Raw genomic sequence first — 12,753 nt, 5'->3', positions numbered from 1 at the left:
CGTGCCACGGGTGACGGGCGAGTCGCCAGCGTAGACCCAGCCGGAGTTCGGCAGGTCAGGCGGCCGGTCGGCCGTGGTGGCGGGGCCACTGGGTCGGGTCCGCCATCCGCGGCGCGGGCCCCACGAGTTCCACCAGTCGGGCCAGTCGACGCGCTCCGTGCAGACGCAACGCCGGGCCGGGCGCGCCGTGTTCCCCGGGAGCGAGCCGCGCCGGGGGCAGGCCGGCCCGGGTGGCCGCGGCGATCAGCGGACCGTGCGTCCACGGCGCCTGCGGGTCGAGCAGCAGCAGGTGCCCGCCCCGCAGGTCCGTCGTGCCCGCGGCGAGCGTCCACAGCCGCAGCGTGGCGCCGTCGAGCTGGAAGTCCGGCGGGATCTGTTTGCGTCCGTCCGGCGTGCACCAGCCGCGGGCCAACGGGACCAGGTCACGCCGGAATGCGCTGCGCATCCCGGACGCCCCCGGGGCGAGGGTGACGCCGCGGGCCGCCGCCAGCGCGGCCAGCGCGGTCTCGCGCCCCTCGATGGGCAGCGGGACGTCGAACCGTGCGGTGTCCCCGGCGCCGAACCGCTCGATCCGCCCGGGCCCGCAGAGCAGCCCGGCCAGGTCGGTCAGCCCGGCCGGCCGGGCCTCCGCGGAGAACAGCGACATCTGCGGCACCCGCGAAGCATAGAACGCATGTTCGAGCTTGCCCAGCAGGGAGCGCCGGACGGGTGACGCGACCGGTCAGGCGGGGCCGTTGATCTTCTTGAGCGCGACGCACTTCGGCGCGGTCGCGAACGCCTTGTCCAGCCGCGGGGTGGGTCCGATCCTGTCCAGACCCTGGGCGCCGGAGATGGTCCGCAGCTTCTGCTGGGCGCCGTCGAGCTTGCCCTTGAAGCCCTGGACGTCGTTCGGGTCGATCGCGTCGACGTCGGTCTTGGCCTGGGCGATCGTCGTGCCGGAGCGGTCGAGCATGTCGCGGACCGCGGGCGCCCAGGCGTCACCGCCGCTCACCGGGGCCTCGCCGGCCGCGGCGAGCTGCTTCTTGCCCGTGTCGATGCCGGCCGCCACCTTGCCCAGGTACTCCGACAGGCGCGTCTTGATGCCGGCCAGGTCGGCGCCGTCGTAGTTGGGTGGGGTGTTGAGCGGCTGGTAGTAGGCCAGGGTCGCGCCGCAGACCTTGTCGCCCCAGGCGACCGGGTCGGCGCCGACCCCCGCGGTCGGGCGCGGGGCGGGGTCCGCGGCGGGGGTGCCGGCCACGCTCGACGCGCAGCCGCCGGCCAGGAGCGCGGCGAGCAGGGTGGGGAGCAGGACCCGGGCGGTTCGCGCCGGGCGGGGGGTGGCCATCGTCGGGCTCCAGGGTCGGGGCCCGTCGGGGCCCGGGGCACGGACAGTGGTCGACGGTAGGGCGCCGTCGCCGGTCAGCTGCCTCCACCCTCCCCGATTGACCCGTTCGGAGCAGGTTCGGCTGCGCCGGGCGGCGGTGCAGATCGGGCCTGTTCCGCCGAACGAGTGAGATCGGTGCACACCGGGGAGGCCCGGAAGGCCGCCGCGATCGCCGGGTTGCCGGTCACCTCCTCGAGCGGGCCGGTGGTGCCGCCGAGGCGGGCCAGCGGCTCCAGCGCGGCGGGGAGGTCGCGCTGCACCGCGGCCGGGTCGGCCGCATCGAGGGCGTCGACCCGTGACCGCGCCCCGGAGAACGCCGAGCGGATCTCGCCGAGGCCGCCCTGGAGCCGGGCGGAGAGCGCCTCGCCGTCGTCGACGGGCGCCGGGCCCAGCCGGTCCAGGTCACCCAGGGCGCCGTCGGCGGCCTGGGTGGTGCGGCCCAGGTAGTCCGAGAGGGCCCGCAGCCGTTGCGCGGGATCCTCGGTCCCGGCGGGGGCGTCCACGGCGGTGCGGACGAAGGGCAGCACGGCCGCGCACATCGAGTCGGTCCACTGCTCGACGGTCGGCCCGGTGGGCCCGCAGCCCGCCAGCAGGACGGCCGGTACGACGACGAGTGCGGCGAGACCTGGCGACGTCCGCATCGCTCCTCCGTCGGGGTGATCACTGCCCTCGGGCGGAGAGTATCCGAATCGTCCCGTGGACCACGTCGGCCGCCCGTCCCGATGGGACGAGCGGCCGACGTGGTCCTGCGAGATGTCGCCTCAGCCGACCGAGCTCTCGGCCGGTGCGTCGGTGATCGCCGAGGTGCGGCGCTTCGAGACCACGACCGCGGCCGCGATGATCACCACCGCCGCGAGCGCGATGAGGACGCGGATCACCGGGTTGGCGTCCGGGGTGGACAGCACCACGACCGCGGGGGCGATCAGCACCGAGACCAGGTTCATGACCTTGATCAGCGGGTTGATCGCGGGGCCCGCGGTGTCCTTGAACGGGTCGCCGACGGTGTCGCCGATGATCGTCGCCTCGTGGGCGTCGGAGCCCTTGCCGCCGTGGTTGCCGTCCTCGACGAGCTTCTTGGCGTTGTCCCAGGCGCCGCCCGAGTTGGCCAGGAAGATCGCCATCAGGACGCCGGTCGCGATGGCGCCGGCCAGGTAGCCGGCCAGCGGGCCGACACCGAGACCGAACCCGACCGCGATCGGGGCGAAGATCGCGAGCAGGCCGGGGGTGGCCAGCTCGCGCAGCGAGTCCCGGGTGCAGATGTCGACGACACGGCCGTACTCGGGGCGCTCGGTGCGGTCCATGATCCCGGGGTGCTCCCGGAACTGGCGGCGCACCTCGTAGACGACCGCGCCCGCGGCGCGGGTCACGGCGTTGACCGCGAGCCCGGAGAACATGAAGACCACCGCGGCGCCGATGATCACCCCGACCAGGGTGTTCGGGCTGAACACCTCGTAGGCGAACGCGGTGCCCGCGTCCTGCGCGGCGATGCCCACCCCGTCCAGGGCCTGGCTGATCGCGTCGCGGTAGGAGCCGAACAGAGCCGTCGCCGCGAGCACCGCGGTGGCGATCGCGATGCCCTTGGTGATCGCCTTGGTCGTGTTCCCGACCGCGTCGAGCTCGGTGAGGATGTCGACGCCGTCGCCCTCGACGTCGCCGGACATCTCCGCGATGCCCTGGGCGTTGTCCGAGACCGGGCCGAAGGTGTCCATCGCGACGATGACGCCGACCGTGGTCAGCAGGCCGGTACCGGCCAGCGCGACCGCGAACAGCGAGACGACGATCGAGCCGGACAGCAGGAACGCGCCGTAGACGGCCGCCGAGATGACGAGCGCGGTGTAGACGGCGGACTCGAAGCCGATCGAGATACCCGAGAGGATCACGGTCGCCGCACCGGTCAGCGAGGACTCGCCGACGTCCTTGACCGGACGGTCCTCGGTACCGGTGTAGTAGCCGGTCAGCTTCAGGATGACCGCGGCCAGCACGATGCCGATAACCACGGCCACCGAGGCGATCAGGCGCGGGTCGCCGGCGAGGCCGACGACGCTGGTGTCGGTCGGGTTCAGCAGCTCACCGAAGGTGCCCGGGAGGTAGACGTAGGCGGCGACGATCGACAGCACCCCGGCGAACAGGGCCGACAGGTAGAAGCTGCGGTTGATCGCCCGCAGGGTGTTCTCCCCGGCCCGGGCCTTCGTCAGGTAGACGCCCAGGATCGCGGTGATCACGCCGATCGCCGGGACGATCAGCGGGAACAGCAGACCCTGCAGGCCGAACGCCGCGGTGCCGAGGATCAGCGCGGCGACCAGGGTCACCGCGTAGGACTCGAACAGGTCGGCGGCCATGCCGGCGCAGTCACCGACGTTGTCGCCCACGTTGTCGGCGATGGTGGCGGCGTTGCGGGGGTCGTCCTCGGGGATGCCCTGCTCGACCTTGCCGACCAGGTCGGCCCCCACATCGGCGGCCTTGGTGAAGATGCCGCCGCCGACCCGCATGAACATCGCGAGCAGGGCCGCGCCGAAGCCGAAACCCTCCAGGACGCGGGGCGCCTGGCCGGCGTAGACGAGCACGACGATCGCGGCGCCGAACAGGCCGAGGCCGACGGTGAACATGCCGACGACGCCGCCGGTGCGGAACGCGATGCGGGTCGCCTTCTCCCGGCCGCCGGTCTCGCGTGAGGCCGCAGCGACCCGGATGTTCGCGCGCGTCGCGAGCCACATCCCCAGGTAGCCGATGATCGCGGAGAAGACCGCGCCGACGACGAAGAAGATCGATCGTCCGATGCGTTCACCCAGGTCCTCGGCGGGGAGCGCGAAGAGCAGGACGAACACGATCGCGGCGAAGACGGCGAGCGTGCGGAACTGACGGTTGAGGTACGCCGTGGCGCCTTCCTGGACCGCGCGGCCGATCTCCTGCATGTTCGGGGTGCCCTCGCCGTAGGAGAGCACCTCCCGCAGCAGCAGACCGCCGACGACCAGGGCGACGAGGGCGACCACCGCGACCACACCGACGATGGTGAGGTCCCCCGCGCCGAGCTCGAGGCCCTGGGCGAGGTAGGTGGGCTGGGACATCCGTGTCCTCCCGGTGGAAAGGATCCGGCCGGCGAGGTCCCCGACGGCCGGGACGGGGGTCGTTCTGGCTCGACCCCGTCCGGGCGGCGACGGCCTCGTCGGCGTCGACTGGGCCCGGGCGGCGTCCACCGGTGACCGGGCTGGTGCAGTCTAGGAGTGTGGTGCATCCCTCAGTGCGATTGGTATCACAAGACGTAACGAACTGGCAAAAGTGATCAATCCCACATGATGTCGCGACGCAATCCGGGAACCTGCAGATCACCTGCGGTGCAACGCGTTCCGGGCTTCCCGCGGTCCTGCGCCCTCGCGCCGGCCCGGTGACCGACGGCGGCCTCGGGGCGTTCGAACATCTGTGCCATCGTGGTCGGTCGTGGGAGCGACGGCGGAGAGCACGCAGGGCCCGGACGGGTCGCAGCGCGGGGTGGAGCTGCTGCGCCGCGTGCTGGCGGGCTCGGGCCTCGACCCGGCCCGCGCCGACACCACGTGGGCCTTCGGGGACGCCGACCCGGCGCCGCCGGTGAGGCGGGCAGCCCGACCGGGACCGGGAGCCGGGGCCTTCGCCGCCCAGGACGGCTTCGACGGTCCCGACGTCCCGGGTGGCGACGGCTCGGGTGACCTCGGCCCGGCCGACGACCCGCTGCGGCACGTCGTGCGGATGCCGGCGCGGGCGGGCCGGCCGGTCGACTGGCCGGGCTGGGCGCCCGCGCCGCTGCGCACGGCCTGGGCGGCCCGTGGGGTGAGCCGCCCGTGGTCGCACCAGGCGCACGGGGCGGAGCTGGTGCACTCCGGCGCCGACGTCGTCGTCGCGACGGGGACGGCGTCGGGCAAGTCGCTGGTCTACCAGCTCCCGGTGCTCGCCGGGCTGGCCGAGGACCCGCGGGCCACGGCGCTTTACCTCGCCCCGACCAAGGCCCTCGCCGCCGACCAGCTGCGGTCCCTCGACGGCCTCGCCCCGGACGGTGTCCGGCCCGCCGCCTTCGACGGTGACACCCCGATGGACCAGCGGGACTGGGTCCGCAGGCACTGCCGGTGGGTGTTCTCCAACCCGGACATGCTGCACCGGTCGATCCTTCCCCGGCACGGACGCTGGACGACCTTCCTGCGCCGGCTGCGCTACGTCGTCGTCGACGAGTGCCACACCTACCGCGGAGTGTTCGGCTCGCACGTGGCACTGCTGCTGCGGCGGCTGCTCCGCCTCGCCGCCCGCTACGGTGCGCGGCCCGTGGTCGTGCTCGCTTCGGCCACGGTGGCCCGCCCGGAGGAGTTCGCGTCCCGGCTGACCGGGCGCGACGTCGTCGCCGTCACCGAGGACGGGTCGCCCCACGCGGGACGCACCGTCGCGTTCTGGGAGCCGCCCCTGCTCACCGAGATCACCGGTGACAACGGTGCCCCGGTCCGTCGTTCGGCCGGGGCCGAGGTCGCCCGGATGCTCGCCGACCTCGTGGTGGAGGACGCCCGCACCCTGGCGTTCGTCCGGTCCCGGCGGGCCGCCGAACTCACCGCGCTCGGGGCGAAGCGGCAGGTCGCGGAGGTCGCGCCGGAGCTGGCCTCGCGGGTGGCCGCCTACCGCGGCGGCTACCTGCCCGAGGAACGCCGGGCGCTGGAGGCGGACCTGATGTCGGGCGAGCTGCTCGGGGTCGCGACCACCAACGCCCTCGAGCTCGGCGTCGACATCTCCGGGCTCGACGCCGTCGTGCAGGCCGGGTTCCCCGGAACCCGGGCGTCGTTCTGGCAGCAGGCCGGTCGCGCAGGACGTGCCGCCGACGAGGCGCTCGTCGTGCTCGTCGCCCGCGACGACCCGCTCGACACCTATCTCGTGCACCACCCGCGCTCGCTGATCGGGGCGCCGGTGGAGAGCTGCGTGCTCAACCCGGTGAACCCCTACGTGCTCGCGCCGCAGCTGGCGTGCGCCGCCGCGGAGATGCCGCTGACCACGGTCGACGTGGAGGAGATCTTCGGGGGAGCGCCCGCGGTGGAGGTGCTCGACGCCCTGGTCGAGGAGGGTGTGCTGCGCCGCAGGCCGCACGGCTGGTTCTGGCCCGACACCGGCGACGCGCCCGCCGCCCACGTGGACATCCGGGGCTCCGGGCTCGGGCAGGTCGCGGTGGTCGAGTCGGCGACCGGGCGGCTGCTGGGCACCGTCGACGGGGGCTCGGCCCCGGGCACGATCCACTCCGGTGCGGTGTACCTGCATCGCGGCGACAGCTTCGTCGTCGACGAGCTGGACCTCGACGAGGGTGTCGCGCTCGTGCACGCCGAGGACCCGGACTGGCGCACCGAGGCCCAGTCGGTCTCCGACGTCACCGTGCTCGAGGTGCTGGAGCACCGCCGGCACGGGCCGGTGCAGGTCTGCTTCGGCGCGACCACGGTCACCAGCCAGGTCGTGGCCTACCGGCGTCGCACACCGGACGGGACCGTGCTCGACCAGACGGCGCTGGACCTGCCGCCGCAGAGCCTGGACACCCGTTCGGTCTGGTACACGATCGACCCCGACGCGCTCGCCGACGCCGGCATCGACGAGGCCCGGCTGCCCGGCGCACTGCACGCCGCCGAGCACGCCGCGATCGGGCTGCTCCCTCTGTTCGCGATCTGCGACCGCTGGGACATCGGCGGTCTGTCGACCGCGCTGCACCCCGACACCGGGCTCCCGACGGTGTTCGTGCACGACGGCCACCCCGGCGGCGCGGGCCTGGCCGAACGGGGCCACGAGGTGCTGGGTCGCTGGCTGACCGCGACCCGCGCCGCGGTCGGCGACTGCGAGTGCCGCACCGGATGCCCGTCGTGCGTGCAGTCCCCGAAGTGCGGCAACGGCAACAACCCGCTGGACAAGACGGGAGCGGTGCAGGTGCTCGACCTGGTCCTGGCCGCGCTGCGCGGCGGTGCCCCGACCGGTCCGCGGTGATCGCAGGACCGGGCGGGGTACCACCGGCCCGCCCGTCGGGGGCGGGGGCGGACCGGTGGCAACCACGTGCGACGACATCGGACGGGGGCGCCAGGGGCGCTCCGACGTCGTCGCTGTCTGGGGAGCGTGGTCTTCGTGGCGGGGGCGGACCGGACCCTGCCCGTCCCTGCGACTCCCAGTAGGCCCGAGTGCCGCGACGGTGACCAGATGTGGGGCACGCGACGTCGCTGATCGGTCAGGCCCCCACGACGAACCGCCGTTGCGCTGGGTCTTTCGTCGTAAGCAATCGTGATGACGGCGTGCTCGATGGTTCGCCGTCCGTTCATCCGGGGTCGTGGACCGTTCACCGAGATCCCGATCATGTCCGGGGGTGCTCACGACGGCTCCGCCGCGGAGTCGGGACCGTCCACGGGCCCGCTCGCCGGGAGCGGTCCGGTGTCCACCGGAGCGGGGCCGGCGCGTGCCCGCGCCCGTGCGGGGCCGCGCAGCGGGAGCAGCCCCGACCACGCGATCTGGGTCTCGACCAGCGCGTCCCACCCGTCGAGTCGGCAGGTCAGCAGCTCGGCGCCGTTACGGACGGCGATCTCGGCGGCGCGGCCGCAGGCGGCTGCGGTGCCGTCCACCGACAGCCCCGCTGCGGCGAGCGCGGACAGGTCCGCGGCGGCGGAGGCGACGTGCCGGGCGCGGGCCGCGGCGGCCAGGTCGACCCCGACGGCGCCGACGAGCAGCAGCACCGCCGCGGCCGTCGCGGCCCAGACCGAGGCGACGCCCGCGTCGTCCCCCCGACCCCACGATGCGGGTGGACTCATGACACACCACCGGGCGGACCCGCCCCCGCGCCGACGTCGAGGCGGTCCGGACCGGTCGTGCCGCCGGGCCGTCCCACGTCGGCCGGAGCACCGGACGGCGCCGCGCCGGCGGCGACGCCCGGCTCGACCACGGCGACCGCGGTGCCGCTGATCGTGACCGGCAGCAGCCCGACCGGCCGGACCCGCACCGTCGCGAGGACGAGGTCGCCGTCCAGACGCAGCTCGGGCTCGGCTCCGCCCGGGGCGAGCTGCGCGGCCGCAGCCCGGCCGCGGTCGGTGTCGCCCCGTGCGGCCTGGCGGGCCAGTTCACGTGCGGCGTCGGTGCAGCGGACCCCGGCCGCCACGGCGGCGTCGGCGCCGACCGCCGCCGCCGTGACCGCGACCAGGGTGCCCAGCGCCAGCGCCGCCTCGACCGTGACGGCTCCCGCGTCGGTGTCGGCGGCCGTGCCGCGCGCGGTGCCGCCCTCGGCCTCCTGCTCCTCGCCGCGGGCGCCGGCACGGCCCGTACGGCCGTGGTCAGAGCGTCGTGGACAACGCACGTTGCACGATCCCGGTGAGGGCGTCCAGCACGTCGCCGCCGCTGACGATCGCGTAGAGCAGCGCGGCGAACGCCGCGGCCGCGACGGTCCCGACGGCGTACTCGACGGTGGACATGCCGTCGTCGTCGGCGGCGAGGGCGCGCAACCGGCGGTGCAGCAGGGAACGGGTGGGGGTCATCGGTGTCTCCTTCGTCGAGGGCCCGCGGGGTGCGGGCCCGGTCGTCGTGCGGTGGTGGTCACCACCGCGCGAACGCCTCCCCGGCCAGCCCGATCACGACCGGCACGATGCCGAGGATCAGGAAGGCGGGCAGGAAGCAGAGCCCCAGCGGGGCGGTGATGCGGACCGCGGCACGTTGGGCCCGCTCCTCGGCGAGGTCGGCCAGCCCCGCGCGGAGCCGGGCCGCCTCGGCCGCGGCGGAGCGTCCGAGTACGGCGCCGGTGCGGGCCGACCTGCCCGCGGCGCGGGCGAACCCGGCGAGCTCGGGCACCGGGCCGGCCGCGGCCCAGGCGTCCTCGGGGTCGGCGCCGAGGGCGAGCAGGCCCGCGACACGGCGCAGCACGTCCCCGGCCGGGCCGTCGAGCCGCCGGGCCGCGGCGCCGACGGCATCGGCGACGGCGAGACCGGCGGCCAGACAGGTGGCCAGCAGGTCCCAGGCGGCGGCCAGGTCCGCGGAGTCCACCGTCGGTGCCGCCCGGCGGGTCGTGTGCCGGGCGAGCCACCACAACCCGGCGCCCACGGCGGCACCGGTGACGGCGCCGCCCGCACCGGTGACGGCCGCGCCGAACGCGGCCCCTGCGGGTACGAGCACCGCGAGGACCGCGGTGCGCGGCGGTGCCGCCGTAGCGGTCACCCGGGCGACGGCCCGCAGTCCGCGCAGCCGTCCCGTCCCCGGCCTGCCGCCGGCGACCGCGAGGGCGAGTGCGGCGAGGCCGAGCGCGGCCGCGGTCATCCCGGCACCGCCCCGCGCAGGATCCGGTCGGCCCACACCGCACCCGCGACCGTCAGGACGACCCCGGTCAGCAGCAGGGCCGGTCCGTGCAGGCCGGTGCGCAGGACGGTCAGCGGTGCGATGCCCATCAGCTGTCCGAGGCCGATCCCGGCCAGCGGCAACGCGGTGAGCACCGATGCCGTCGCCCGGGGCCCGGCCAGCTGGGCCCGGACCCGGGCGCCGTGCGCGATCCGCCAGCGGATGTCGTCGAGCAGACCGGTGAGCAGATCGGCGAGCGGGGCACCGTGGGTGTCGGCGAGCTCCCAGGCGGCCGCGATCCGGTCGATGTCGCGCCGGGCGGGGCCGCGCGCGGCCCGGCGCAGCGCCTCGGGCACCGGTTCACCGATGCGCGCGGCGACGGCCGCCGGCTCGAGCAGGGCGCGGGCGAGCGGACCGTCGTGCACGTGGCCCGCGAGCGCGGCCGCGGGGTGCGCGCCGGTCCGCAGCTCGTCGGTGACCCTGGCGAGCGCATCGGCGAGCTCCGCCGCCGTGGCCCCGGCCCGGTCCGCGGCCCGGCGTGCCGCGAGCCGGCGCCGCACACCCCACGCCACCCCCGCCGCGCACACCGCACCGACCGGACCCAGGAGCAGCCCACCGAGCGGGGCCGCGAGCAGCGGCAACGGCACCGTGAGCCGCCCGGCCGCCGGGCGGCCGCGCCCGGCCCCGGTGAGCGCCCGCCACCGGGACCGGCCCGGCACCGGGGGGAGCGCCAGGACGGCCAGTACGAGCAGCACCGGGACCGCCACACCCTGCGGTGTGCCGGGCAGCGCGCTCAGCACGGCGCACCGACCCCGCGCTCGCGCAGCAGCATGACGAGCTCCTCGCGGCCCGGTCCGGCGCCGGTGCCCCGGTTCCAGGCGGCGGTCACCCGCGGGACCCCGTCGTCGGAGCGACCCAGCACACCGATCTCGTCGAGGGTCCGGCCGGCGCCGGGCCGCCGGCGCATGTGCAGCACGACCTGGACGGCCGCGGTCAGCTGGCCGTCCAGGGCGGCCGGGGACATCCCACCGAGCCCGGCGAGGGCACGCATCCGGGCGGGGATCTCGCGGACGGAGTTCGCGTGCACGGTGCAGCCGCCACCGTCGTGACCGGTGTTCATCGCGGCCAGCAGGTCGCACACCTCGGCGCCGCGCACCTCCCCGACGACCAGCCGGTCCGGCCGCATCCGCAACGCCTGGCGCACCAGCTCGCGCAGCGGCACCCCGCCCGATCCCTCGATGTTCGGTGGCCGGGCGACCAGCCGGACGACGTGCGGGTGGCGTGGCGAGAGCTCCTCGACGGTGATCAGACGCTCACCGGGATCGACCGCGCCCAGCAGGGCGTTGAGCAGCGTGGTCTTGCCGCTGCCCGTCCCACCCGCCACGAGGACGGCCAGCCGGGCGGCGACGATCGCGCGCAGCAGTGCCTCCCCGGTCGCGTCGAGGGTGCCCGTCCGCCGGAGCGCGGCGAGGTCGTGCCCGGCGGGCCGCAGCACCCGCAGCGAGATCGCGGTGCCGGCCGCGGCCACCGGTGGGAGGACGGCGTGCAGCCGGACCCCGGCCTCGGGGAGCCTGCCGTCGACGCAGGGACTCGCGTCGTCCAGGCGCCGTCCCGCGGTGAGCGCGAGGCGCTGGGCGAGCCGGCGGACCGCGGCCTCGTCGGCGAAGGTGACGCCGGTGCGGCGCAGCCCGTCGCCGCGGTCGACCCACACGGCGTCGGGCGCGGTGACCAGCACGTCCGTGGTCGCCGGGTCGCGCAGCAGCGCGTCGAGGGGGCCGGCCCCGGTGAACTCCTGACGGAGCGTGCGGAGCGCGGCGAGGACGTCCAGATCGGACGCGACCCCGCCGGACTCGGCGCGGACCGCCGCGGCCACCGCGGCCGGCCCGGTCTCGCCGCCGGCGTCGGCCAGCCGGGCCCGCACCCGGTCGACCAGCGGGTTCACGACGCCGCCCGGCGCGTGCCGGCCGTGCTGCAGAGGCGGTCGTGTACGGCCCGGGCGGCGGTGGCCAGCGGCCCCCGGCCCGAGCCGGGCGTCCGCCCGCGTTCGAGGGCGGCGGCGAGATCCCGCTCCGGGCGCATCGTCGCGAGCAGCGGCAGCCCGAGGGAGGTGACGACCTCGTCCGGCGTGATGCCGCCGGGGGACGGCCCGCGTACGACGAGCTCCACGGCCCGGGCATGCTCGGCGAGCACGTCGGCCACCCGGGCCGCCGCGGCACAGGACCGGAGCCCCGCGGGCACGACCAGCACGGTCAGGTCCGCGGCACCGAGCGTCGCGAGTGCGGCATCGGTGGGGTAGCGGGGGAGGTCGCAGACGACGGTGCCGCCGGTGCGCCGCCCCGCCTCGACGACCGCGGTGACGGCGGCCGGTTCGGGGCCGTGCGGGGACCGTGCGCAGGACAGCACCGACAGCGCGGTGCGCCCGGACCCGGCCCGGGGCAACGCGGCGTGCAGCGACGCCGCACGGACCCGGCCGTCGCCGACCGACAGCTCGGGCCAGCGCAGCCCCGGCTCCTGCTCCAGCCCGACGACCAGGTCGAGACCTCCGCCGAGCGGGTCGCAGTCGACCAGCAGTGCCGACCCGCCGGACCGGGCAGCGGTCGACGCGACGGCGGTGGCCAGTACCGAGGCGCCCGCCCCGCCGCAGCCCCCGACCACGGCCAGTACCCGGCCGGCGCGGCCGTCGCCCGCGGCGCGTTCCCGGGCGTCGGCGAGGATCCCGGCCAGCCCCGACTCGCCCTGGGGCAGCTGCACGACCCGGTCCGCGCCGAGCGCGACGGCGATCCGCCAGTCCTCCGCGGCGGGCTCCCCGGTGACCACGATGACCACCCCGTCGCGACGGGGGAACCCGGCTTCCCCGCAGCGTCGGGCCCCGGCCCGGTCGAGCAGGACGACGGGTGCGCGGGCCCAGGCCCGACGGGCGTCGGCCGCGTCGACCGCCCGCTGCGCGTCCATGTCGGCGGCCGCGGCGAGCCGCAGCAACGCGTCGAGCAGGTCGGGATCGTCGGCCACGATCAGGCAGCGCCGGTCCATCGCGTCGTCCTCCACCCCGGCCCGCCGGTGCGGGCCCCGGCATCGAGCGTGGAGCCCCGGAAGGCCGTCGCGGACCC

General features: G+C 76.2%; 12 protein-coding genes. 1 reads left to right on the top strand and 11 read right to left on the bottom strand.

Annotated elements, in window-relative coordinates; translation table 11 throughout:
* Nucleotides 1–55: 55 nt before the first annotated feature.
* The 4 genes from KPF47_RS11265 to KPF47_RS11250 all read right to left on the bottom strand — a co-directional run bounded on the left by KPF47_RS11265 (nucleotide 56) and on the right by KPF47_RS11250 (nucleotide 4,428).
* Nucleotides 56–646, bottom strand: a complete 591-nt coding sequence (locus KPF47_RS11265) for a hypothetical protein (protein ID WP_224388751.1) — start codon at nucleotides 644–646, stop codon at nucleotides 56–58.
* A gap of 75 nt (nucleotides 647–721) precedes the next feature.
* On the bottom strand, nucleotides 722–1,324 hold the full coding sequence (locus KPF47_RS11260) for a hypothetical protein (protein WP_224388749.1): 603 nt from the start codon (nucleotides 1,322–1,324) through the stop codon (nucleotides 722–724).
* 74 nt (nucleotides 1,325–1,398) lie between these two features.
* Nucleotides 1,399–2,004, bottom strand: a complete 606-nt coding sequence (locus KPF47_RS11255) for a hypothetical protein (protein WP_224388747.1) — start codon at nucleotides 2,002–2,004, stop codon at nucleotides 1,399–1,401.
* A 120-nt stretch (nucleotides 2,005–2,124) separates the two neighbouring features.
* Nucleotides 2,125–4,428: a sodium-translocating pyrophosphatase gene (locus tag KPF47_RS11250; RefSeq protein ID WP_224388745.1), complete on the bottom strand. Its 2,304-nt coding sequence runs from the start codon at nucleotides 4,426–4,428 to the stop codon at nucleotides 2,125–2,127.
* 370 nt (nucleotides 4,429–4,798) lie between these two features.
* On the opposite strand from KPF47_RS11250, the gene KPF47_RS11245 reads away from it, so the two are divergent.
* Complete coding sequence (locus tag KPF47_RS11245; RefSeq protein ID WP_224388743.1) at nucleotides 4,799–7,330, top strand: DEAD/DEAH box helicase; 2,532 nt, start codon at nucleotides 4,799–4,801, stop codon at nucleotides 7,328–7,330.
* A gap of 374 nt (nucleotides 7,331–7,704) precedes the next feature.
* Here the strand turns inward: KPF47_RS11245 and KPF47_RS11240 are convergent, their stop codons facing one another.
* Genes KPF47_RS11240 through ssd form a run of 7 tightly spaced genes read right to left on the bottom strand, consistent with a single transcriptional unit; the run spans nucleotide 7,705 to nucleotide 12,676 of the window.
* Nucleotides 7,705–8,139 carry an Rv3654c family TadE-like protein gene (locus tag KPF47_RS11240; RefSeq protein WP_224388741.1) on the bottom strand — a complete coding sequence of 145 codons (435 nt, stop codon included), beginning with the start codon at nucleotides 8,137–8,139 and terminating at the stop codon, nucleotides 7,705–7,707.
* Nucleotides 8,136–8,678, bottom strand: a complete 543-nt coding sequence (locus KPF47_RS11235; protein WP_224388739.1) for a TadE family type IV pilus minor pilin — start codon at nucleotides 8,676–8,678, stop codon at nucleotides 8,136–8,138. The genes KPF47_RS11240 and KPF47_RS11235 overlap by 4 nt, the downstream gene beginning before the upstream one ends.
* Nucleotides 8,656–8,856: a DUF4244 domain-containing protein gene (locus tag KPF47_RS11230; RefSeq protein ID WP_224388737.1), complete on the bottom strand. Its 201-nt coding sequence runs from the start codon at nucleotides 8,854–8,856 to the stop codon at nucleotides 8,656–8,658. Before KPF47_RS11230 ends, KPF47_RS11235 begins: the two co-directional genes overlap by 23 nt.
* A 58-nt stretch (nucleotides 8,857–8,914) precedes the next feature.
* Entirely contained in the window at nucleotides 8,915–9,628 is a 714-nt protein-coding gene (locus tag KPF47_RS11225) for a type II secretion system F family protein (protein ID WP_224388735.1), read from the bottom strand.
* The gene (locus tag KPF47_RS11220) at nucleotides 9,625–10,446 is read right to left on the bottom strand and encodes a type II secretion system F family protein (protein ID WP_224388733.1); all 822 of its coding nucleotides are present in this window, start codon (nucleotides 10,444–10,446) and stop codon (nucleotides 9,625–9,627) included. Before KPF47_RS11220 ends, KPF47_RS11225 begins: the two co-directional genes overlap by 4 nt.
* Nucleotides 10,440–11,588, bottom strand: coding sequence for a TadA family conjugal transfer-associated ATPase (locus KPF47_RS11215; protein ID WP_224388731.1), 1,149 nt, complete (start codon nucleotides 11,586–11,588; stop codon nucleotides 10,440–10,442). The genes KPF47_RS11220 and KPF47_RS11215 overlap by 7 nt, the downstream gene beginning before the upstream one ends.
* Nucleotides 11,585–12,676 (bottom strand): septum site-determining protein Ssd, encoded by a 1,092-nt coding sequence (gene ssd / locus KPF47_RS11210; RefSeq protein ID WP_224388729.1) that lies wholly within the window; start codon nucleotides 12,674–12,676, stop codon nucleotides 11,585–11,587. Before ssd ends, KPF47_RS11215 begins: the two co-directional genes overlap by 4 nt.
* Between the last annotated feature and the right edge of the window lie 77 nt (nucleotides 12,677–12,753).

This window comes from Pseudonocardia sp. ICBG1293, assembly GCF_020131355.1.
Taxonomy (GTDB): Bacteria; Actinomycetota; Actinomycetes; order Mycobacteriales; family Pseudonocardiaceae; genus Pseudonocardia.
The sequence above is the reverse complement of the archived record's forward strand: the minus strand, read 5'-3'. Positions and strand labels throughout refer to the sequence as shown.

Coding starts and splice junctions, on each gene's coding strand:
- KPF47_RS11265 (WP_224388751.1), bottom strand. CDS start 646: ATGTCGCTGTTCTCCGCGGAGGCCCGGCCGGCCGGGCTGACCGACCTG.
- KPF47_RS11260 (WP_224388749.1), bottom strand. CDS start 1,324: ATGGCCACCCCCCGCCCGGCGCGAACCGCCCGGGTCCTGCTCCCCACC.
- KPF47_RS11255 (WP_224388747.1), bottom strand. CDS start 2,004: ATGCGGACGTCGCCAGGTCTCGCCGCACTCGTCGTCGTACCGGCCGTC.
- KPF47_RS11250 (WP_224388745.1), bottom strand. CDS start 4,428: ATGTCCCAGCCCACCTACCTCGCCCAGGGCCTCGAGCTCGGCGCGGGG.
- KPF47_RS11240 (WP_224388741.1), bottom strand. CDS start 8,139: ATGAGTCCACCCGCATCGTGGGGTCGGGGGGACGACGCGGGCGTCGCC.
- KPF47_RS11230 (WP_224388737.1), bottom strand. CDS start 8,856: ATGACCCCCACCCGTTCCCTGCTGCACCGCCGGTTGCGCGCCCTCGCC.
- KPF47_RS11225 (WP_224388735.1), bottom strand. CDS start 9,628: ATGACCGCGGCCGCGCTCGGCCTCGCCGCACTCGCCCTCGCGGTCGCC.
- ssd (WP_224388729.1), bottom strand. CDS start 12,676: ATGGACCGGCGCTGCCTGATCGTGGCCGACGATCCCGACCTGCTCGAC.